Source organism: Variovorax sp. LjRoot130 (assembly GCF_964253755.1).
Classification (GTDB): domain Bacteria; phylum Pseudomonadota; class Gammaproteobacteria; order Burkholderiales; family Burkholderiaceae_C; genus Variovorax.
In genome coordinates this window covers 4,683,135-4,703,087 of the sequence record NZ_CAXURM020000001.1, presented here as the reverse complement: position 1 = coordinate 4,703,087, position 19,953 = coordinate 4,683,135, and the positions used below count along the sequence as shown (strand labels likewise).

21 protein-coding genes and 1 pseudogene are annotated in these 19,953 nt (G+C 68.4%); 18 read left to right on the top strand and 4 right to left on the bottom strand.

Annotation, left to right across the window (positions count from 1 at the left end; genetic code table 11):
- Nucleotides 1-44: 44 nt before the first annotated feature.
- Complete coding sequence (locus tag ACSQ86_RS23485; protein ID WP_436305273.1) at nt 45-1,250, bottom strand: pyridoxal phosphate-dependent aminotransferase; 1,206 nt, start codon at nt 1,248-1,250, stop codon at nt 45-47.
- Nucleotides 1,251-1,354: 104 nt separating this feature from the next.
- On the opposite strand from ACSQ86_RS23485, the gene ACSQ86_RS23480 reads away from it, so the two are divergent.
- From ACSQ86_RS23480 to ACSQ86_RS23470, 3 genes are all read left to right on the top strand, one after another.
- The gene (locus ACSQ86_RS23480) at nt 1,355-2,350 is read left to right on the top strand and encodes a LysR family transcriptional regulator (protein ID WP_436305272.1); all 996 of its coding nucleotides are present in this window, start codon (nt 1,355-1,357) and stop codon (nt 2,348-2,350) included.
- A gap of 82 nt (nt 2,351-2,432) precedes the next feature.
- Complete coding sequence (locus ACSQ86_RS23475; RefSeq protein ID WP_436305271.1) at nt 2,433-3,614, top strand: CaiB/BaiF CoA transferase family protein; 1,182 nt, start codon at nt 2,433-2,435, stop codon at nt 3,612-3,614.
- 46 nt (nt 3,615-3,660) lie between these two features.
- Nucleotides 3,661-4,674 (top strand): AraC family transcriptional regulator, encoded by a 1,014-nt coding sequence (locus ACSQ86_RS23470; RefSeq protein WP_436305270.1) that lies wholly within the window; start codon nt 3,661-3,663, stop codon nt 4,672-4,674.
- A 25-nt stretch (nt 4,675-4,699) separates the two neighbouring features.
- On the opposite strand, the gene ACSQ86_RS23465 is transcribed toward ACSQ86_RS23470, so the two are convergent.
- Nucleotides 4,700-5,269 carry a YbhB/YbcL family Raf kinase inhibitor-like protein gene (locus ACSQ86_RS23465; RefSeq protein WP_436305269.1) on the bottom strand — a complete coding sequence of 190 codons (570 nt, stop codon included), beginning with the start codon at nt 5,267-5,269 and terminating at the stop codon, nt 4,700-4,702.
- A 65-nt stretch (nt 5,270-5,334) separates the two neighbouring features.
- Nucleotides 5,335-6,330, bottom strand: coding sequence for a hypothetical protein (locus tag ACSQ86_RS23460; protein WP_436305268.1), 996 nt, complete (start codon nt 6,328-6,330; stop codon nt 5,335-5,337).
- 175 nt (nt 6,331-6,505) lie between these two features.
- Here ACSQ86_RS23460 and ACSQ86_RS23455 point away from each other — a divergent pair, with 175 nt between their 5' ends.
- Together ACSQ86_RS23455 and ACSQ86_RS23450 are read left to right on the top strand one after the other, a co-directional pair.
- Complete coding sequence (locus ACSQ86_RS23455; protein ID WP_436309665.1) at nt 6,506-6,847, top strand: hypothetical protein; 342 nt, start codon at nt 6,506-6,508, stop codon at nt 6,845-6,847.
- A gap of 369 nt (nt 6,848-7,216) precedes the next feature.
- Nucleotides 7,217-7,426: pseudogene (locus tag ACSQ86_RS23450) on the top strand (Rid family hydrolase); the annotation flags it as partial.
- Between the two features lie 18 nt (nt 7,427-7,444).
- On the opposite strand, the gene ACSQ86_RS23445 reads toward ACSQ86_RS23450, so the two are convergent.
- On the bottom strand, nt 7,445-7,864 hold the full coding sequence (locus ACSQ86_RS23445) for a DUF1801 domain-containing protein (RefSeq protein ID WP_436305266.1): 420 nt from the start codon (nt 7,862-7,864) through the stop codon (nt 7,445-7,447).
- Between the two features lie 192 nt (nt 7,865-8,056).
- Between ACSQ86_RS23445 and ACSQ86_RS23440 the strand changes: the two genes are divergently transcribed.
- The 13 genes from ACSQ86_RS23440 to ACSQ86_RS23380 all read left to right on the top strand — a co-directional run bounded on the left by ACSQ86_RS23440 (nt 8,057) and on the right by ACSQ86_RS23380 (nt 19,952).
- Nucleotides 8,057-9,559: a class I adenylate-forming enzyme family protein gene (locus ACSQ86_RS23440; protein WP_436305265.1), complete on the top strand. Its 1,503-nt coding sequence runs from the start codon at nt 8,057-8,059 to the stop codon at nt 9,557-9,559.
- On the top strand, nt 9,556-9,975 hold the full coding sequence (locus tag ACSQ86_RS23435) for a PaaI family thioesterase (RefSeq protein WP_436296496.1): 420 nt from the start codon (nt 9,556-9,558) through the stop codon (nt 9,973-9,975). The genes ACSQ86_RS23440 and ACSQ86_RS23435 overlap by 4 nt, the downstream gene beginning before the upstream one ends.
- A 28-nt stretch (nt 9,976-10,003) precedes the next feature.
- Nucleotides 10,004-10,990 carry a tripartite tricarboxylate transporter substrate binding protein gene (locus tag ACSQ86_RS23430; protein ID WP_093111962.1) on the top strand — a complete coding sequence of 329 codons (987 nt, stop codon included), beginning with the start codon at nt 10,004-10,006 and terminating at the stop codon, nt 10,988-10,990.
- 5 nt (nt 10,991-10,995) lie between these two features.
- Nucleotides 10,996-11,811, top strand: coding sequence for an SDR family oxidoreductase (locus ACSQ86_RS23425; protein ID WP_436309664.1), 816 nt, complete (start codon nt 10,996-10,998; stop codon nt 11,809-11,811).
- The gene (locus ACSQ86_RS23420) at nt 11,808-12,242 is read left to right on the top strand and encodes a PaaI family thioesterase (RefSeq protein WP_436305263.1); all 435 of its coding nucleotides are present in this window, start codon (nt 11,808-11,810) and stop codon (nt 12,240-12,242) included. The genes ACSQ86_RS23425 and ACSQ86_RS23420 overlap by 4 nt, the downstream gene beginning before the upstream one ends.
- 108 nt (nt 12,243-12,350) lie before the next feature.
- The gene (locus ACSQ86_RS23415) at nt 12,351-13,535 is read left to right on the top strand and encodes a lipid-transfer protein (protein ID WP_436306345.1); all 1,185 of its coding nucleotides are present in this window, start codon (nt 12,351-12,353) and stop codon (nt 13,533-13,535) included.
- Nucleotides 13,535-13,978 (top strand): MaoC family dehydratase N-terminal domain-containing protein, encoded by a 444-nt coding sequence (locus ACSQ86_RS23410; protein ID WP_093111954.1) that lies wholly within the window; start codon nt 13,535-13,537, stop codon nt 13,976-13,978. The genes ACSQ86_RS23415 and ACSQ86_RS23410 overlap by 1 nt, the downstream gene beginning before the upstream one ends.
- Before the next feature lie 154 nt (nt 13,979-14,132).
- Complete coding sequence (locus ACSQ86_RS23405) at nt 14,133-14,561, top strand: MaoC family dehydratase (RefSeq protein WP_436305261.1); 429 nt, start codon at nt 14,133-14,135, stop codon at nt 14,559-14,561.
- 22 nt (nt 14,562-14,583) lie between these two features.
- Nucleotides 14,584-15,411, top strand: coding sequence for an SDR family NAD(P)-dependent oxidoreductase (locus ACSQ86_RS23400; RefSeq protein WP_436293552.1), 828 nt, complete (start codon nt 14,584-14,586; stop codon nt 15,409-15,411).
- Entirely contained in the window at nt 15,411-16,565 is a 1,155-nt protein-coding gene (locus tag ACSQ86_RS23395) for an acyl-CoA dehydrogenase family protein (RefSeq protein WP_436306344.1), read from the top strand. Before ACSQ86_RS23400 ends, ACSQ86_RS23395 begins: the two co-directional genes overlap by 1 nt.
- Nucleotides 16,562-18,235: a long-chain-fatty-acid--CoA ligase gene (locus ACSQ86_RS23390; RefSeq protein ID WP_436305259.1), complete on the top strand. Its 1,674-nt coding sequence runs from the start codon at nt 16,562-16,564 to the stop codon at nt 18,233-18,235. The genes ACSQ86_RS23395 and ACSQ86_RS23390 overlap by 4 nt, the downstream gene beginning before the upstream one ends.
- Nucleotides 18,232-19,032 (top strand): enoyl-CoA hydratase/isomerase family protein, encoded by an 801-nt coding sequence (locus ACSQ86_RS23385; protein ID WP_436305258.1) that lies wholly within the window; start codon nt 18,232-18,234, stop codon nt 19,030-19,032. Before ACSQ86_RS23390 ends, ACSQ86_RS23385 begins: the two co-directional genes overlap by 4 nt.
- A 14-nt stretch (nt 19,033-19,046) precedes the next feature.
- A complete protein-coding gene (locus ACSQ86_RS23380; RefSeq protein ID WP_436306343.1) occupies nt 19,047-19,952 on the top strand; it encodes an SDR family NAD(P)-dependent oxidoreductase in 906 nt (301 codons plus the stop codon).
- Nucleotide 19,953 lies beyond the last annotated feature (1 nt).

The following is a 19,953-nucleotide window of genomic DNA, read 5'->3' as shown; positions in this document are numbered from 1 at the left end:
GTTCCTGGTTCAATTCGACATGGAGGCAAGGATGAGGTGATGGCTTAGCCCGAGAGTTCGTCGCGCGCCCGTGCAATGCGCCGGCAACCCTCCAGCAGCTGTTCGGTGCTGGCGGCAAAGGAGAGGCGGAAGTGCGTCGGCACGCCGTAGGCGCTGCCTTGCAGCGCCGCCAGATCCTGCGAATCGAGCAGGTGCATCACCCAGTCGTCGCTGCTGTCGATCGTTGCCCCCTTGCGCGTGCGAAGGCCGAACAGCGCGCTGCATGAAGCGAAGACGTAGAACGCGCCATCGGGCACTTCGCAATGGATGCCGTCGATGGCGTTGAGCGCCGCCACCACCGTGTCGCGTCGCTTCTGATATTCGCGCCGATTCGTGGCCACGATGTCCTGCGGTCCCGTGAGTGCTGCGACGGCCGCAGCCTGGGCGATCGAGTTTGGGCCGGAGGTGCTCTGCGACTGGAGCTTGACCATCGCCTTGATCAGCTCCGAAGGCCCGGCGCCGTAGCCGATGCGCCAACCCGTCATCGCATAGGCCTTGGAAACGCCATTCACCGTGAGGGTGCGGTCCTTGAGATCGGGCGCCGCCTGGGCCATGGTGGCGAACTCGACATCGCCGTAGATGAGGTGCTCGTAGATGTCGTCGGTCAGTATCCAGACGTGGGGATGGCGCCGGAGCACCTCGGCCAGCGCCTGAAGCTCGGCGCGCGTGTAGGTCGCTCCGCTCGGATTGTTCGGCGAGTTGAGCATCAGCCACCGTGTCTGGCCGGTGATGGCACGCTCGAGATCCGCGGGCCGGAGCTTGAAGCCGTTTTCGGCCGAACAGTCGACGAACACCGGAACGCCACCGGCCAGCAGCGCGATGTCCGGGTACGACACCCAGTAGGGCGCCGGCACGATGACCTCGTCGCCCGCCGCCACCGTGCACATGAGGGCGTTGAAGATCACCTGCTTGGCGCCGCTGCCGACGATGATCTCGCTCGGCGCGTAAGCCAGCCTGTTCTCGTTTCGGAACTTGCCGGCGATCGCCTCCTTCAGCGCCGGCGTGCCGCCCACATCCGTATACCGGGTCTGGCCGGCAGCCATGGCACGGATGGCCGCCTCCTTGATGTGCTGGGGTGTCTCGAAATCGGGTTCGCCCGCAGTCAAGCCCAGGATGTCCCGGCCCATCGCGCGCAGCTCGCGCGCTCTCTGGCCGGCCATGGAACTGGGAGACGGCTTGATTCGATTCAGGCGTGGCGCGATGTGGAGCATGGACGCAGTATCAAAGGCCATGCGCCGCAGGACAAACGAGAAATCGGAGGATCCGGCTATTCCTTTTATTCCTGCGATGGACCTTGGGCGTACATTCCGCTGGAATGAACTTCACCTTCAAGCAGCTGGAGGCCTTTCTCTTCAGCGCCAAGCTTCAGAGCTTCAGCGCCGCGGCGGTGAAGCTGCACACCACGCAGTCGGCCATCTCCAAGAGGTTGGCGGAACTCGAGGCGTCGCTGGGTGGGCCCTTGCTGCACCGCACCTCCCACGGGCTGGAGCTGGCCCAGGCCGGCCGAGAGTTGCTGCCGCTCGCGGAAGAAGCCCAGCGCCTGTGGCAGCGCATTCAACATGACATCAGCGTGGACAAGACGCTGCGCGGCACCTTCCGCGTGGGCGTGACGGAGCTGATCGCGATGACATGGCTCACGCGCCTGATCCAGCTTCTTCAGAAGCTGCATCCCCATGTGACGCTCGAGCCGGTGGTGGATGCGGGCCTGACGCTGTTCGAACGCCTCGAAGCCAACAAGCTCGATCTGTCCATCATGCCCGGCACCTTCTGGGGCCAGGCCTTCGAGACGATCAAGGTCGGGCAGGTCGACCAGGCCTGGATCGCGAGTCCGCGACTCGGCATCCCGAACCGGGCCCTGAAGCCGCACGAGTTTGCCGACTACCCCGTGATCGAGCAGCCCGCCGGCGCCTCGAAGAACAAGTTCTATGAGGCCTGGCGCGCGGAGCACGGCTTCCGCTTCGGCAAGGTTCTGCTGACCAACAGTACGACCGTCTTGCGCGAACTGACCATCAGCGGCTTCGGCATCAGCCAACAGGCGCTCGACTATGTGCGGCCGGACATCAAGAGCGGTTTGCTGCGCGTCGTCAAGAGCGACCCCATGCCGCCGCCGCTGGTCTACAGCGCGGTCTATCGAAGCGACGATGCCAGCCCTGCACTGGCGCGCATTGTCGAGTTGGCCGTCGAGACCTGCGATTTCAAGCTGCGGGCCAGCCAGCACGATGTGGCCCCGGCACGTGCGTTGCGCGGCTCGGGCTCAACCGTGCGGCAACGCTCGGTGCGCCGAGGCGCGAAGAAGCCTGCCAGGAGATAGCCGCTCCTGACGCTTTTCGCCAATCGACGCGACCGGTGCCGCCATTGCCGGGGTGTTGGGCGCCGTTTAGATTGCAGACCTCATGAGCTCTTCCCCTGAATCCCCGGCGCGCGCACCCGGCGGCGCACCGCTGGCAGGCGTGCGCGTGCTGGACCTGACCCGGCTGCTGCCGGGCCCGCTCGGCGCGATGCACCTCGCCGACCTCGGCGCCGACGTCGTCAAGATCGAGGACACCGGCGCCGGCGACTACGCCAGCCCCGCCGTGCGCGCGCTCGTCAACCGCAACAAGCGCGCGATCCGCATCGACCTCAAGCACGCCGATGGCGTGGCCACGCTGCTGCGCCTGTGCCGCGATGCCGACGTGCTGGTGGAAGGCTTCCGGCCCGGCGTGATGCAGCGGCTGGGAGTGGGCTACGAAGCGGTGGCGGCCGTCAACCCGCGCATCGTCTACTGCAGCATCAGCGGCTTCGGCCAGACCGGGCCGTTGCGCGACACGCCGGGACACGACCTGAACTACGCGGCGCTGGCCGGCGTGGCCGACCAGATCGGCAACGCCGCGGGGCCGGCCCTTTCGAACCTGCCGGTGGCCGATCTGCTGGGAGGCACCATGACGGCGGTGGCAGGGATTCTCGCCGCGCTGTTCGATGCCGCACGCAGCGGCCGCGGACGGCATGTGGACATCGCCATGGCCGATGGCGTGCTCGCCCACGCGGTGCTGCCGCTGGCCGGCCTGCACCAGCACGGCCAGGTGCCGCAGACCGGCCACAGCGCGCTGACGGGTGCGCTCGCCTGCTACGGCTTCTATCGCACCGCCGACGACCGGCAGCTCGCGGTCGGCGCGCTGGAACCGAAGTTCTGGGAGGAGCTCTGCCGCACGCTGGAGCGCCCCGATCTCGCGCCGCTGCACCGCAGCGGCGACCCCGCGACCGAGGAAGGCCTGCGCGCCGAGCTGGCCGCCATCTTCGGTGCGCGGCCGCTCGCGCACTGGCGCAGCCTGTTCCACGACGGCGCCGGCTGCGTGACGCCGGTGCTGCGCATCGACGAGGCCCTCGCCCATCCGCACTTCCGCGCGCGCGGCATGCGCGTTGCGGGCGGCGATGCGGCAGCGCCGCAGCTCGGCTGTCCCGTCAAGATGACCGGCTTCGAGCCGTCCGCTCCGCGGCCGGCCCCGCACGCCGGGGAGCACACCGAGGAGATCCTGCGCGAGGCAGGACTGGACGCCTCGGCCGTGGCTGCGCTGCGGGCGGCAGGCGCCGTTGACTGAATGGCGCTGCCTACAATCGTCGGCCGAGCCGCGGCGGCCGCCATCGATGACGCTCACCCACCACACCGTTGCCATCCAGCAGGTGCACAGCATCCTGATGGGCGCGCGCCATCGCGGGCTCGATGCGGCACCCCTGCTGGCACGGGCGGGCATCGCCCCCTCGCTGCTGGAGTCGCCGCTGGCGCGCATCTCGCAGCGCCAGTACGCGCTGCTGATCCGCGCCTTGCGGCGCGAACTGCGCGACGAGATCTGGGGCCTGCTGAGCCACCCGCTGCCGCCCGGAAGCTTCGGCCAGTGCATGCGCCAACTGGTGCGCTGCGCCACGCTCGGCGATGCGTTGCGCGACGGCTTCGCCATGTATCACCTGCTCCTGCATGACTTCGTGCCGCGCCTCACGGTCCGCGAGGGCAGCGCACACGTTCAGTTCGTGCTGCGGTGCGCCTCCGACGCGCGGCTGGACTATGCGGTCAAGGCCTTCATGCTGCTCGCCTTCAACGCCTTCTCCTGGCTGGTGGCGCGCCGCATCCCGCTGCTGGAAGTGGACTACACGGCGGAGCAGACGAGCACCGACACCTCACGCGTCTACCAGGTGCCGATCCGCTATGGCCAGCCCCACGTCGGCCTGTGGTTCGATGCGCGCTGGCTGGCGCTGCCGGTCGTGCAGTCGCCGCAGAGCCTGCGCGAATTCCTCGCCGGCTCGCCCGCCAACCTGATCGTGAAGTACCGCGACACCAGCAGCCTCACCGAACGCATTCGCCGGCTGCTGCGCAAGCAGCTGGGCAACGAGCTGCCGTCGCTGGAGGAGGTGGGCGAGGCGCTCGCGGTGACGCCGCAGACGCTGCGCCGCCGGCTGCGCGAGGAGGGCCGCGGCTTCCAGCAGATCAAGGACGAGCTGCGCCGCGATGCCGCCATCGAATACCTGCTGCACACGCCGCTGCCGCTCCTGGACATCGCCAACCGCGTGGGCTTCTCAGAAGCCAGCACCTTCCATCGCGCCTTCAAGCAGTGGACCGGCGTGGCCCCGGGCGAGTACCGCCTGGTGCACGGGCCGGAACGCTGATGGAGGCAAGCACAGTTGCCAACGCCTATTTCGCGCGCCCGTACTTCGCTGTGAAAGTGGCCGCGGCAAGCTTGTTGGCGTTGATCATGTAGCCCACCAGCGCCGCGGTACCGTCGGGTGGAATGTCGAGCTTGTCAGTCTTCAGCGCGTAGACCGTAAAGACATAGCGGTGCGGCTTGTCGCCCTTCGGCGGACACGCACCGCCGAATCCCGGTGCCCCGAAGTCGGTACGTCCCTGCACGCTTCCGGCAGGCAGTTGTTTACCGTCGGGCAACCCGGCTCCTTCCGGCAACTCGACAGCCGTCGCCGGGATGTTGTAGACCACCCAATGCCACCAACCCGACCCGGTGGGTGCATCCGGGTCGTACACCGTCACCGCGAAGCTCTTGGTGTCCTTGGGCGCGCCGCTCCACTTCAGCGCGGGCGACACGTTCTTGCCCGTGCAGCCGAAGCCGTTGAAGACCTGGGCCTCGGTGAGCATGCTGCCGGGCTTGATGCTCGGACTGGTCAACACAAAGCCGGCACCGTGCGCGAGCGATACGCACATTGCCAACACGGCGGCAAGAGAGGTCGAACGCAACGTCGAATGCATCATCATTTTTCCTTTTCTCGAGCAAAGCAGCTTCATGCAGCCGAGGAGTCTTGAAGTATGAGCTCGTCTCAGTCGTCCTTGCCCCTGGAGATGCGGTCGTCCAGGAACTCGAACGCGGCCTGCCAGGTCTGCGGCGAGTTCAGGATGCCGAGGTGCCCGGTGCGCAGGATGGGATCGTAGGCGCCCTGGCCCGTGAGCACGATCTCGCGCGCGCCGCGCAGGCTGGCGCTCCTGGAGAAGTCCGTCGGCCTGCCGAACGAATCCACGGCGGGCACCGGCGCAACCGAGCCGTCCTGCACCGGGAAGTAGACGAAGCTGGCATCGCCGTTGCGGATCACCAGCACGCGCGTGGGCCCGTCGTTCTCGTTGCGCCCGTTGCGGCCATTGAGCAGGCGCAGGAAGGGCGAGTCGGGCGAGCCCAGTTCCTGGCACACGTCGCTCGCAGGCGTGAAGCCGCCCGCCGCCGGGACCTGCCAGTAGTTGGCGGGGTCGGGCGAGCAGTTGATGATGCCGTGGTTGGGCCCGTCGATCGCGACGAAGCGGCGCACCATGTGTTGCACCTCGTCCTGCCGCATCCATTCACGCGCGAGCGTGACGCCCAGGCTGTGCCCGACGATGTCCACCCGCTTGGCGCCCGTGAAGTCCATCACCGCGCGCACGAAGCGGCGCAGGTCGGGCACGTTGGCCGCATTGGTGTGGGCGATGCTCGAACGGCGTGTCTGGTCCGCGGCCAGGTCGCACTGGTCGCCCTGGTAGCCCACGCCCCAGAGTTCGCTGGTGGAATAGCCGTTGTCGGCGAAGTATTGCGCCATCGCCTGAACGCGCCCGTAGGGGTTGCAGGCGGTGGGGAACGGCGTGTCGTTGTTGCCGTGAATGAAGATGACCGGCGTTCGCGTCACCGGCCCGGCGGCGCCGAAGCCAATGAGCGGCCGGGCGAGCGAGGTGTCTTCGATCGAAGGAAGGCCCGGTGGCAGCGTGTTGCCCACGAGGCCCGCTGCCTGCGCGGCGGCGGCCGCGGTCACGAAGGTGGCGAGAGCGGCGGCATAGCGAATCCACGGTTTCATCAGCAGGCTCCTTCTTCAGCGCTCGCGATGATGCCGACCAAAGCCGTCGCTGGCAAGGTTCGCCGCGCCTTGGCGACGCGACGCTGGATCGGGCGCGAGTGCGCGAGCTGGACCAGGTCGCCGAACTACGCATTCAACGCTCAAGTCACGAATCACCTCGGCCGGTGACAGGCGCATGTTGTGCCATCAGCTCAGCGACCCAACGCTTGAGCAGCTCGTGCATGGCTACGCCACGCTGGCCAGCCTGGTGCGCCCGGCCAAGATCGCGCCCACCATCAAGGATGACCCCGACGACGATGCCGTGCTGGCCGCCGCCGTGGCCGCACGCGCCCGGCTCATCGTCTCGGGCGATCGGCATTTGCTCACGCTCGGGCAGTTTCAGGGCATCGCCATCCTGACCGTGCGCCAGCCATGGAGCAACTGGCGCAACAGCCATAGCGCGCACACGATGCACCGCAGTCCCCGCGCTGGCAGCTGCAGCCGTGAGTACCGACGAACGCCCCCAGGAAGCCGGTAACACCTCAGGGTCAAGGCTGCATGCGGCCTTGCGCCCGATCGGTGTGACCTCTTGCCGAGCAAGTAACACCGAACAATCGAGCAACCGTGCGGGTTGCCGGGCACCTGGTAGGTGCGTATGGCGTATGGGGGTTGGGCTGCTTAACAATTAAGCAAACGCATTCGGCGCCGCGCCTTCGAGCACCCCGTTCGAGCGATCGGCACGATCGCTTCGAGAGCGTCACATCACGACGCGCATGCGTCCAGGGGTGTAGCCCAACTGCATCTTTTGTGTACCCTTTCTGTACCCCTGCGGCCGTGCTTCGCACGATCATGAGCGCCCCCCAGTCGTCGCGCTCCTGCACGTTATCAATCTAATCGCGCAGACGTGGCTGCAGGCTGCACGTTCGACGACGAGATCGACGTAACCGTCTTCATCGTCGATCCCGAATCGAAGTTCGAAACGATCTGGAAGGTGGTGCCGGAGTATTGGGGCAACGCGCCGCACCCGACGCTGACTCGCGTCGGCGTGACGTGGCTCTATGGCTTCCAGTTCGAGATCAAGGTGATCGCGAAGCTTCCAGAGACCAGTGATGGCTGATCTGACCGGCGGAATCCCCTAGGACTTCGCTTTCTTCGAAGGTTTCGACTTGCCAGAACTGTTGAGGGCGATCGCTTGGCCAACGAGCGCCTTGAAGGCGGACTCGTCAACTTCTTCTCCTTCGTGGATGTCGATCGCGCGGCGTACGTTTCCGTCGAGACTCGAGTTGAAGAGACGGGCCGGATCCATCAGAGACGCGCCCTTGGCGAAGGTGAGCTTCACGACATTCTTGTAGGGCTCGCCAGTGCAGATGATGCCGTCGTGCGACCAAATCGGAGTGCCCATCCACTTCCACTCCTCGACGACGTCCGGGTCTGCTTCCTTGATGAGCTTGCGCATTCTGCCAAGGGTTTCCCCGCGCCAGTCCCCGAGTTCGGCGATTCTTTTCGAGATGAGCTCCGATGCCGAATGGCCTTGGCTCGCGCCCGACTTATTCATGCTTTCATCCTAGTTCCAATCGTGGACCGCTCTGGGTACGCGCGGTCTTGCGAACGTGCGCAGCTCGCTCAATAACTGTGACTCCCTCCAGCTGAGCGGTTTCGCCAAGCCCTTTGGCGCTTCTCGCCATGGGTCCGGGCCGCGGCCCGTCCTAAGCTTTGCCGCATCGTTCATCAAGCAAGCGGCTCCATCGTGTACCTCACCCAAGGCCTGCATCGCGCGCTGCAGCGCGACCCGGACAAGACCACGCTCACCCACCTGGGCGAGGCTGGTACTCGCCGCCACACCCATGCGCAACTGGTGAAGGGCGTGGCCCTGCATGCGGCCGCGCTGGCGAAGCGCGGCATCGGGCGCGGCGACCGCGTGGCGCTGCTCGCGCCCAACAGCGACCGGCTGGTGCGCGCCATCCTCGCCTGCTGGTGGCTGGGCGCCGTCGCCTGCCCGCTGAACATCCGCTGGAGCACACCCGAACTGGCGCACGCGCTGCAGGACAGCGAAACCTCGCTGCTGCTCGTCGACGAAACGCTGCTGGCGCACGCGCCCCAGGGCGGGCCTGCGCTGGTGCCACTGGGCGCACTGGAAGAAGAGGGCGCCAGGCTGGATCCGCTGGCCGACACGCGCACCGGCGGCGACGCGCTCGCCGCCATCCTCTACACCGGCGGGACCACCGGCCGGTCCAAGGGCGTGATGCTGAGTCATGCGAACTTCTGGACCGCATCGATCGCGAGAGCCGCCGAGTTGAACAATGCGCCGGACTCGGTGTCGCTGCTGGTGGCACCGCTGTTCCACGTCGCCGGGCTCGGCCGCCTGGTGGGCCAGCTGATCGCCGGCGGCCACTGCGTGACGATGGCGCAGTTCCGTCCCGCTTCGGTGATCGAGGCGATCGCGGAGCACCGCATCGGCGACATCATCGTCGTGCCGACCATGCTGCAGGCGCTGCTCGAGGATCCCTCGTTCGCGCCCGAGCGCGTGCGCAGCCTGAATCGCATCGCCTTCGGTGCCGCGCCGATGCCGCCCGACCTGCTGGATCGCGCCCTGGCCGCCTGGCCGCACGCCGAGTTCTTCCAGGCCTATGGCCTCACCGAAACCGCGGGCGCCGTGTGCATCAACCTGCCGGCGAACCACCGGCCCGAGGCGCGCGCGCTCGGCCGCCTGAACTCCGTCGGCCGCGCCGGTCTCGGCGCCGAGATCATCGTTGCGGACGAGAGCGGCCGCGAGCTGCCGCGTGGCGAAGTGGGCGAGGTGCTGGCGCGCGGGCCGATGATCATGCAGGGCTACTGGCGCAATCCCGAGGCGACGGCCAACGCCTTGCGCGACGGCTGGCTGCACACCGGCGATGCGGGCCGCATGCTGCCCGACGGCCATCTCTTCATCGTCGATCGCCTGAAGGACATGATCATCACCGGCGGCGAGAACGTGTACTGCGCCGAGGTGGAGGCCGCGCTGCGCAACCATCCGCAGGTCCTGCACGCGGCGGTCATCGGCCTGCCGGACGCGCGCTGGGGCGAGGCGGTGCATGCGGCGGTGGTGATGGCCGGCGATGCCGGCGCCAGCGCCGACGAACTCCGCGCCTGGTGCCGCGAGCGCCTGGCCGGCTACAAGTGCCCGCGCGGCATCAGCTTCCTGCGCGAGCTGCCGCTGTCGGCCGCCGGCAAAGTGCTGAAGAACGTGCTGCGCGAGCAGTTGCGCGGATGAAGCCGGTCGTGGGCGGGGACCGCCGCAACCTGTTCGGCCGCGTGCCCTTCATGCGGCTGCTGGACGCGCGGCGCGAGTTCGCCGAAGCGGGACGCGCGCGCGTCGTCATCGACGAGCGGCCGGAGCTCGGCAACGTCGTCGGCGCGGTGCATGGCGGGGTGCTGGTCACGCTGCTCGACGTGGTCATGGCCAGCGCCGCCGTGTCGCTGTTCGACTTCGCCCGCACGGCGGTCACGCTCAACCTCAACACCAGTTTTCTCGAACCGGGCCGCGGCCGGCTCACGGCCGACGGCGAGGTCGTGCAGCACGACGCCGGCGTGGCCTGGTGCCGCGCCTCGATTACCGATGCCGGTGGGCGCATCGTCGCGCAGGCCCAGGGAACGTTCCGCTACCTGCCGCTGCCGCAGGCTTCCTGAACCGCCAATCCCACACAAAGGAGACACCATGAACATGCTCACCCGCTCCCTGCACAGGCGCTCGGCCCTCGGCGCCTTGTTCGCGCTCGGCGCCGCAGCCGCGGCCGGTCCCGCGCTCGCCGCCGACCCGTTTCCCGCCAAGCCGATCACGCTGGTGATGCCGTTCCCGCCGGGCGGCTCCTTCGACCCGATCTTCCGCCCGCTGGCCGACGCCGCTTCGCGCGAGCTCGGGCAGCCGATCGTGCTGATGCACCGGCCGGGCGCAGGCGGCATCAACGGCCCGGGCTCGGTGGCGGTGATGAACGAATCCGACGGCTACACGCTGGCCGTGATCCACAACTCCGTGATCCGCGCACCGCTCTTGCACAAGATCAATTGGCATCCGCTGCGCGACTTCACGTACCTCGCCGGCCTGTTCGGCATGGTCACCGGCATCGTCGTCGCCCACGACGCGCCGTGGAAGACGCTGGACGAGCTGCTTGCCGATGCGAAGAAGCGCCCCGGCGCGATCAGCTGGGGCACCGTGGGCGCCACCAGCATCAACCGCATCTACGGCGAGCGGCTCGCGCGCATGAACGGCACCACCTTCAACATGGTTCCCTTCAAGGGCGGCGGCGAAGCCTTCACCGCCGTGGTCGGCCGCCACCTCGACGTCTACGGCGACCCCGGCTTCGGCGCGCAGGTGCAGGGCGGCAAGGTGCGGCTCTTGGCCACCTTCACCGCCGAGCGCCTCCCGCGCTATCCCGGCGTGCCGACGGTGAAGGAGCTCGGCTACGACCTCGTCATCGATTCGCCGGTCGGACTCGCCGCGCCGAAGAACCTGGACCCGAAGATCGCTGCCCGCCTGGCCGCTGCCTTCCGCAAGGCCGCTGCCGATCCGGTCTACCAGAGTCAGCTGGAGCAGTTCGACATGCAGCCGAAATGGATCGATGGCGAGGCCTACGCCGCTTATGCGAAGGCGCAGTTCGAGCGCGATACGAAGATGCTGACCGAGCTCGGCTTCAAGCCGGAATGAACGCCATGGATTTTTCCGCCTTCGACTTCAAGGGCCGCCACGTGTTCGCCGCCGGCGGCTCCAGCGGCATCAACTTCGGCATCGCGCAGGCCTTCGCGCGCGCCGGTGCGCGCATCACGGTGCTCAGCCGCTCGGACTACAAGGTGGCGACGGCCGCGCAGCAGCTCGAAGCCCTCGGCACCGAGGCGCTCGGCATCCCGGCGGACGTGCGCCAGCCCGAGGCGCTGGAACGTGCCTTCGCGCAGGCGGCGGAGCGTTTCGGCCCGATCGACGTGCTGGTCTCGGGCGCCGCGGGCAACTTCCTCGCGAGCGCGCTCGACATGTCGCCCAACGCCTTCAAGACGGTGGTCGACATCGACCTGCTGGGCAGCTTCAATGTCGCCCGGCTGGCGTACGCGCATCTGCGCCAACCCGGCGCCTGCGTGATCCAGATCTCCGCCGGGCAGGCCTTCATTCCCACGCCCTTCCAGGCCCACGTGTGCGCGGCCAAGGCGGGCGTGGACATGCTGACGCAGGTGCTGGCGCTGGAGTGGGGGGCGCAGGGCATCCGCATCAACTCCATCGTGCCCGGACCGATCGCCGACACCGAGGGCCTGAAGCGCCTCGCGCCCACCGACGAGACGATGGTCGCCATGGCGCAGCGCGTGCCGCTCAAGCGCCTGGGCCGCATCGAGGACATCAGCCGCATGGCCATGCTGCTGGCCAGCGACTGGGGCTCGTACATCACGGGCGCGGTCATTCCGGTCGATGGCGGCCTCGCGTTGACCGGCCCGCGCGACTTCACCGCGGCGGCTGCGGCATCGAAGCGGGAGAAGGCATGAGTCTGCACCTGGCAAGCGCGCAGCGTGAGGAGGGCGACAGGCCGCGCAGCGGCCCGCAGCGCTACGTCCCCTTTTCCGAGCATCTGGGCCTGCGGGTCGAACGCGCCGAGGGCGGCGAATCCGTGGTGTCGGTGGAACTGCGCCCCGAGCTGCTGAACAACCACGCGAGCGGCCACGGTGGCGTGCTGATGACCCTGCTCGACAGCGCGATGGCGCATGCCGCGCTCTCGCGCATGGCTTACGCGCGCGAGGTCGTCACCGTCGACATGCACATCGCCTTCATGCGGCCCACCAGCGGGCGGCTGCAGGCAGAGGGGCGCGCCACCGGCGGCGGCCGCTCGGTGTGCTTCTGCGAAGCCACCGTCACCGACGCGAGCGGCGAGGTGGCGGCACGCGCCATGGGCACCTTCCGCTACCGCGACCCTGCTTGAGCGTTTCGGCCAATCGTTTTGGGCCGATCGGCGATTGTTGAATTGCACGCGGCGGCCGAGACTTCTCTCCATCGTCACACATCTCATCCAGGAGTTTTCATGACACGTATGCAGCGCCCCGTCCATGTGGTCGGCGTGGGCATGATCCCCTTCACCAAGCCCGGCGCCAGCGACCCGTACACCGTGATGGGTGCGCGCGCCGCGAAGCTCGCACTCGACGACGCCGGCGTCGACTACCAACTGGTGCAGCAGGCCTACGTGGGCTACGTCTACGGCGACTCCACCGCGGGCCAGGCGGCCCTCTACGGCGTTGGGCTCACCGGCATCCCGGTCTTCAACCTCAACAACAACTGCTCCACCGGTTCGAGCGCGCTGTTCCTCGCGCGCCAGGCGGTCGAAAGCGGCGTGGTCGAATGCGCCATCGCGCTCGGCTTCGAGCAGATGCAGCCCGGCGCGCTCAAGGGCGCCTACGACGACCGGCCCTCGCCGATGGCGCGCTTCGCCGAGGTGATGACGCAGAAGCAGGGTTTCGTCCCCGAAGCGCCGCGCGCCGCGCAGTTCTTCGGCGGCGCCGGCCGCGACTACATGGCGCAGCACGGCATCCGCCGCGACACCTTCGGCCGCATCTCGGTGAAGGCGCGCCAGCACGCGGCCCGCAATCCGCTGGCGGTGTTCCGCCAGACGCTGACGCTGGACGAGGTGATGGCCGCGCCCCTGGTGTTCGATCCGCTCACCCGTTTCCAGTGCTGCCCGCCCACCTGCGGCGCGGCCGCGGCGATCGTCTGCTCGGCCGAGTTCGCGAAGAAGCACGGACTGGACATGCGCGTCGTGATCGCGGCGCAGGCGATGACCACCGACACGCCATCCACCTTCGAGAGCCAGGACATGCGCAAGCTGGTGGGCTACGACATGAGCGCGGCCGCGGCGAAGCAGGTGTACGAAGCCGCCGGCATCGGCCCCGAGGAACTGGACGTGGTGGAACTGCATGACTGCTTCACCGCCAACGAGCTGATCACCTATGAGGCGCTGGGCCTCACGCCCGAGGGCACGGCGGAGCGCTTCATCGTCGAGGGCGAGAACACCTACGGCGGCCGCGTGGTGACCAACCCGTCCGGCGGCCTGCTCTCAAAGGGCCATCCGCTCGGCGCCACCGGCCTCGCGCAATGCGCGGAGCTGGTGTGGCAACTGCGCGGCCGGGCCGAGCAGCGCCAGGTGGAAGGCGCGCGCCTCGCGCTGCAGCACAACCTGGGCCTCGGTGGCGCCTGCGTCGTCACGCTCTATCAGAGACAGTGATGATCGATCGCCGCCACATCGGCCACACGCTGCCACCTTTCAAGGTGGAAGTGGAAGCGGGCCGCTTGCGCTTCTTCGCCAAGGCCACCGGCCAGACCGATCCCGTCTACATCGACGAAGCCGCGGCCCGCGACGCGGGGCATCCGGGCCTGCCGGTGCCGCCCACCTTCCTCTTCTGCCTGGAGATGGAATCGCCCAACCCGGCCGCCATCCGCGAGCTGCTGGGCATGGACTACCGCAGCCTGTTGCACGGAGAGCAAGGCTTCGGCTACCACGCGATGGCTTATGCAGGCGACACGCTGCGCTTCTCGCAGCGCATCGACGACATCTACGACAAGAAGGGCGGCGCGCTGGAGTTCGTGGTGCGCAAGACGCGTGTGAGCAATCAGCGCGACGAACTGGTGGCGGAACTGCGTTGCGTGACGGTGGTGCGCAATGGCTGACCGGGTTCCGGGGCGGGATCAGGCCGGCGGGGCGCGCTGCTCCGCTCATGTCCCCCGGCGGCCTGCGGCCGCCTCCTCCTTTACTTCGCTCCGCAGCGCGCCCCACCCGCCGCCCTCGGCCCGCCCCCCGCACTCAACCCAAAGGCCTTCAGCAATGACGACCCCAACCCTCCCCGCCTGGGACACCCTGCAACCGGGCGACACGCTCCCCGTGCTGGAGCTGCCACCGATCACCCGCCTCGCGCTGGCGCTGTACTGCGGTGCTTCCGGCGACCACAACCCGATCCACGTGGACACCGACTTCGCTAAGTCCGCCGGCATGCCGGACGTGTTCGCGCACGGCATGCTGTCGGCCGCCTGGCTGGGACGGCTGTTGACGAACTGGGTGCCGCAGTCGGCGATCCGTTCGCTCGATGTGCGCTTCGCCGCCATCACCCATGTGGGCGAGCGCATCCGCTGCACCGGCAGGATCGCCGAGAAGTTCGAACACGAGGGCCGGCGCTGCGTGCGGCTGCACATCGCGACCGCCAACCAGGACGGCATCACGAAATTGAGTGGCGAGGCGCTGGTCGCCTGGCACTGACACAGGAACAAGGAGACAACACATGAACCGCAAACTCGAAGGCAAAGTCGCCATCGTCTCCGGCTCCGGCCGTGGCATCGGACGCGAGATCGCGCTCAAGCTGGCGAGCGAAGGGGCCAGCGTCGTCATCAACGACCTCGACGCCGAACCGGCCGCGCAGACCGTCGCCGACATCGTGGCCGCGGGCGGCAGCGCAATCGCCTGCGCCGGCAGCGTGACGGACAGCGGCTTTGCCGACCGCTTCGTGCGCACCGCCGTCGACAGCTACGGCGGCCTGGACATCATCGTCAACAACGCCGGCTACACCTGGGACAACGTGGTGCAGAAGATGACCGACGAGCAGTGGGAAGCCATGCTCGCCGTGCACCTGACCGCGCCCTTCCGCATCCTGCGCGCGGCCTCCAACTTCATCCGCGATGCCGCCAAGCGCGAGGCCGACGAAGGCCGCGAAGTGTTCCGCAAGGTGGTCAACATTTCCTCCACCTCCGGCGTCTACGGCAACGCTGGACAGGCCAACTACGCGGCCGCCAAGGCCGGCATCAACGGCCTGACCAAGGCCATGGCCAAGGAATGGGGCCGCTACAAGGTCAACGTCAACAGCGTCGCCTTCGGCCTGATCAAGACCCGCCTGACCGAAGCGGATGCCAGCGCCGGCGCCAGCATCGACATCGAGGGCCGGCAGATCAAGGTCGGCGTCAATCCGCAGATCCTGAAGAACGCGGAAGCCATGATCCCGCTGGGCCGCGGCGGCACGCCGCAGGAAGCGGCCGGCGCGGTCTACCTGTTCTGCATCCCGGAGTCCAACTACCTCAGCGGGCAGGTGCTGGTTTGCGGAGGCGGCCGGCCGTGATGAACCCCACCCGGCCGTGGATGACAGAGGAGCTGGAGATGCTGCGCGACAGCGCGCGCCGCTTCTTCGAGCGTGAATGCGTTCCCAACGAAACACGCTGGCGCGCGCAGCACCACGCCGACCGCGACATCTGGACCAAGGCCGGTGCCGCCGGGCTGCTGTGCGCCAGCATCCCGGAGGAATACGGCGGCGGCGGTGGCAGCTTCCTGCACGAGGCGGTGATCTGCGAGGAGCAGATGCGCGCCATGGCGCAGAGCTTCAGCAACAACGTGCACAGCGGCATCGTCGCCCACTACCTGCTGGCCTACGGCACCGAGGAACAGAAGCGCCGCTGGCTGCCGCGCATGGCCAGCGGCGAACTGGTGGCCGCCATCGCGATGACCGAGCCCGGCGCGGGCACCGACCTGCAGCGCATCAAGACGCAGGCGCGGCGCGATGGCGACCATTGGCGCATCAGCGGCAGCAAGACCTTCATCACCAACGGCATGCATGCCGGCCTCGTCTGCGTCGCAGCGAAGACGGATGCCGCGGGTGGCGCCAAGGGCATCTCGCTGCTGATGGTGGAGACCGAAGGCACGGCGGGCTTTCGCCGCGGGCCGCTCTTGGACAAGATGGGCCAGAAGACGCTGGACACCACCGAGCTCTTCTTCGACGACGTGCGCGTGCCCGCCGAGAATCTGCTCGGCGCCGAGGAGGGCCGCGGCTTCCCGCAGCTGATGGCGCAGCTGCCGCGCGAGCGCATGCTGATCGCCGTCGGTGCGGTGGCGAGCATGCAGCGCGCGATCGGCGAGACGCTGGAATACGTGCGCGACCGCCAGGTGTTCGGCGAACCACTGCTGAAGATGCAGAACACCCGCTTCACGCTGGCCGAGTGCGAGACGCAGGCGCAGGTGGCGCGCGCCTTCGTCGACGACTGCATCGCCCGCTTGATGCGCAACGACTTGGACGTGCCGACCGCAGCGATGGCCAAGTGGTGGACCACCGACGCCTGCTGCCGCATCGTCGACGAATGCCTGCAGCTGCACGGCGGCTACGGCTTCATGAACGAATACGCTATCGCGCGGCTCTATGCCGACGTGCGCGTCGGCCGCATCTATGGCGGCGCCAACGAGGTGATGAAGGAGATCATCGCCCGGGCCATGGAGAAGCAATGATGGCCCAGGGCGAAGGTCCGCACTTCCGCTTCTGGCCGAAGGGCGTCGCGCGCGAGCTGGTCGTGCCGCAGGCGACGCTGCCGGAGTACCTCGAGGTCGCGGCGCGGCGGTATCCGGAGAAGGCCGCGATCGTCTACTGCGGCAGCGTCATCCGCTATGCCGAGCTCCAGCAGCGCGTGGCTGCGATGGCAGCGTGGCTGCGCGACACGCTCAAGCTGCAGCGCGGCGACCGCGTGCTGGTGGCCAGCCAGAACTGCCCGCAGTTCGTGGTCGCCTGCTACGCAATCCTGCGCGCGGGCGGCGTCGTGGTGCCCGTGAATCCCATGAGCAAGGCCCGGGAGGTCCGCTACTACGCCGAGAACAGCGGCGCGCGCATCGCGTTCGTGGCGCAGGAGCTGCTGGAGCACTTCGAGCCGGGCTTGTTCGACCGGATTGTCGTGCACGCGTACGCCGAGGCCGTGGGGGACACCCCCGACGAGATCCCGGACTGGGTGCTTGCTCCGCTGCGTCCGATCTCGCGCCCGGATTGCGAAGGCTGGGCTTGCGTGCCCGCCGCCGGCGATGGCGCCGACCCGGGTGTGCGCCCCGCGGACCTCGCCATCCTTCCCTACACCTCGGGCACCACCGGCCATCCCAAGGGCTGCATGCACACCCACCGAACGGTGATCGCCTCGCTGGCCGCCTCGCACGTCTGGAAGGGCCTGCATTGCGAGACGGTGGTGCTCGCGGTCGCACCGCTGTTCCACATGCTCGGCCTGCAGAACGGCATGAACATGCCGATCTTCCTGGGCGGCACCTCGGTGATGCTCCCACGCTGGAATCCGGCCCTGGCCGCCCGGCTGATCGAGCGCCACCGCGTCAGCGCGTGGACGGCCCCGCCGGCGATGATCCTGGACTTCTTCTCGAATCCCGAGGTGGCGCAGCGCGACATCTCCAGCCTGACCCTGCTCTCCGGCGGCGCTGCGGCGATGCCGGAAGCGGTGGCGACGATGATGCAGCAGCGCCACGGCATCACCTACAACGAGGGCTACGGCCTGACCGAGACGGCCTCCTTCCTGCAGGCCAACCCGCTCGCGCGCGGCAAGCGCCAGTGCCTGGGCATCCCGGCGCAGGGGGTGGACACCCGCATCGTGGACCCGGAGACGCTGAAGGAACTTCCGCAGGGCGAGCTGGGCGAGCTGGTCACCCACGCGCCGCAGAACACCGTCGGCTACTGGCGCAACCCGCAGGCCGACCGCGAAGCCTTCTTCGAGCTGGAGGGCAAGCGCTTCTTCCGTACCGGCGACCTGGCCTACATGGACGAGGAAGGCTACTTCTTCATGCGCGACCGCCTCAAACGGATGATCAACACCTCGGGCTACAAGGTCTGGCCGGCCGAGGTGGAGAACATGATGTACGAGCACCCGGCGATCCACGAGGCCTGCATCATCGGCGTGCCCGACGCCAGGCAGGGCGAGGCAGTGAAGGCGATCGTCTCGCTCAAGCCCGCCTTCCGCGGCGAGGTGACCGAGCAGGACATCGTCGATTGGGCACGCGGCCGCATGGCGGTCTACAAGGCGCCCCGTCTCGTGGAATTCGTGGACGCCTTGCCCAAGTCGGGCACCGGCAAGATCCTCTGGCGCGAGCTGCAGCAGCAGCATCGCGCCGCGGCAAGGAAGGAATCCGAATGAGCGACAACCCCGTTCGCTACGAACGCCGCGGCACCACGGCCGTGGTGACCCTCGACGACGCCGCCACCCGCAACTCGCTCACCCCCGACCTGAAGGAGGGCCTGGCGGCCGCCATCGCGCGGGTCAAGGCGGACAGCGGCATCCGCGCCGTGGTGATCACCGGCGCCAACGGCGCCTTCTGCGCGGGCGGCGACCTGCGCGGCATCGCCGCCGCCGGCGCGCTCGAAAGCGACGGCTTGCGAGCCCGCATGCACGGCGCGCACGCGATCTTCCGCGAGCTGCTGTCCCTGGACCGCCCCGTCATCGCCGCGGTGGACGGTGCGGCCTACGGTGCCGGCTTCAGCCTGGCGCTGGCGGCGGACTTCGTGCTGGTGACGCCGCGTGCCCGCTTCTGCATGGTCTTCATGCGGGTCGGGGTCATCCCGGACTGCGGCGCCACCTACACGCTGCCGCGCATCGTCGGCGCGCAGCGCGCCCGCGAGCTGTTCCTCTCGGCCAGGGAGGTGGACGCGCGGGAGGCGCTGGCGCTCGGCATCGCCATGGAGCAGCACGAGCAGGCCGCGCTGCTGCCGCGGGCGCTGGCCCTGGCGGACAGCTTTGCCGGCGCCTCGCCGCTGGCCGTGGGCCTGGTCAAGCGCATCGCGCTCGACGCGGGCGCCATGGAAGCCGCCTTCGAGGCCGAGGCCGACGGCCAGGCGCTGTGCTTCCAGACCACGCTGCATCGTAAGGCCCTGCAGCGGTTTTTCGACAAGGAGCCGCCGGCCTTCCAGTGGCCGGCGCGCACGGACAAGGAGTGAAACGCATGAACAGGATGGTGGAGAACAAGGTCGTCGTGGTCACCGGTGCCGGCGGCGGCATCGGCCGCGACATCGCGCTGGCCATGGCACGCGAAGGCGCCCGGGTGGTGGTCAACGACATCGGCGCCTCGGTGGGCGGCGAGGGCCAGGACGCGGGCCCGGCGCAAGCCGTGGTCAACGAGATCAGGGCCTTCGGCGGCCAGGCGGTGGCCAACACCGACAGCGTGTCGGAGCCGGCCGCCGCGGCACGCATCGTCGGCACGGCGGTGGAGGCCTTCGGCCGCATCGATGTTGTCGTCAACAACGCCGGCATCCTGCGCGACCGCTTCTTCCACAAGATGAGCGCGGAAGAGTGGGATGCGGTCATCAAGGTGCACCTGTACGGCAGCTTCTATGTGAGCCGGGCTGCGGCCACGCACTTCAAGGAGCAGGAGAGCGGCTGCTACGTGCACATGACCTCCACCTCCGGGTTGGTCGGCAACTTCGGCCAGGCCAACTACAGCGCGGCGAAGCTCGGCATTGCCGCGCTGTCGAAGTCCATCGCGCTCGACATGCAGAAGTTCCATGTGCGCTCCAACTGCATCTCGCCCTTTGCCTGGAGCCGGATGATCGGCTCCATCCCGACCGAGACGCCCGAGGAGCAGGCGCGCGTCGATCGCCTGAAGCAGATGACGCCCGCCAAGATCGCGCCGCTGGCCGTCTGCCTGGCCAGCGACGCCGCCAAGGATGTCAACGGCCAGATCTTCGCCGTTCGCAACAACGAGATCTTCCTCATGAGCCAGCCGCGGCCGGTGCGCTCGGTGCACCGCAGCGAGGGCTGGACCCCGCAGACGGTGGCCAGCCAGGCGTTGCCGGCGCTGAAGGCGAGCTTCTACGAGCTGGAGCGTTCGGCCGACGTGTTCAGCTGGGACCCGATCTGAG